General features: G+C 70.9%; 1 protein-coding gene. It reads left to right on the plus strand.

Annotation, left to right across the window (positions count from 1 at the left end):
- Positions 1–998 (plus strand): iron-siderophore ABC transporter substrate-binding protein (locus SSBG_RS04785; RefSeq protein ID WP_078491214.1); only part of this gene is annotated, 998 nt, incomplete at its 5' end.
- Positions 999–1,017: the final 19 nt, after the last annotated feature.

A 1,017-nucleotide genomic window follows, 5' to 3' on the forward strand; every position in this document is an offset into this window, starting at 1 on the left:
CCGCCTGCGGCTCCGACTCGGATTCCGCCGACGGCGGTGACACGAAGGCGCCGAAGGACTCGGCCGCGGCCGGGGCCTTCCCCGTGACGCTCGCGCACAAATTCGGCAGCACGACGGTGAAGTCCGCGCCGAAGCGCGTCGTCACCGTCGGGCTCACCGACCAGGACGCCGTGCTCGCCCTCGGCACGGTGCCGGTCGCCACGACCGAGTGGCTGGGCGGCTACAAGGGCGCGATAGGCCCGTGGGCGCGGAAGGACCTCGGCGGCGCCAAGGCGCCGGTCGTCCTCAAGGACAGCGGCACCGGCCCGCAGGTGGAGCGCATCGCGGCCCTCAAGCCGGACCTCGTCCTCGCGGTCTACGGCGGGCTGACGAAGGCGCAGTACGAGAGCCTGTCGAAGTTCGCGCCCGTCGTCGCGCAGCCCAAGGGCTTCAACGACTACGGCGTGCCGTGGCAGCGGCAGACGGAGGAGATCGGCAAGGCGCTCGGCAAGCCGGCCGAGGCGAAGAAGCTCGTGGCGGGCGTCGAGGGCAAGTTCGCGGCGGCGAAGAAGGCGCACCCGGAGTTCGCCGGCAAGACGGGCGTCGTCGCGACCCCGTACGAGGGCACCTTCGTCTTCGGCAGCCAGGACCCCCGCTCGCGGCTCCTGTCCGATCTCGGCTTCAAGCTCCCCGCGGGCCTGGACAAGGTGATCGGGGACGAGTTCGGCGCCAACATCAGCAAGGAGCGGCTCGACCTGCTCGACCAGGACACGGCCCTGTGGATCGCCCCCGACACGACCGCCTCGGTGAAGAAGCTGCACGCCGACAAGATCTACGGGGACCTGAACGTGGCGAAGCAGGGGCGTGAGGTGTTCGTCAAGGAGACGAGCGACTACGGCAACGCTGTGTCGCTCTCGACGGTGCTGAGCATCCCCTACGTCCTGGACCGCCTCGTGCCGCAGCTCGCGGCCGCGGTGGACGGCAAGCCCGCCACGAAGGTGGAGAACCCGGCGTCCTGAGGACCCGGCGGGGGGGTAC

This window comes from Streptomyces sp. SPB074, from assembly GCF_000154905.1.
Classification (GTDB): Bacteria; Actinomycetota; Actinomycetes; order Streptomycetales; family Streptomycetaceae; genus Streptomyces.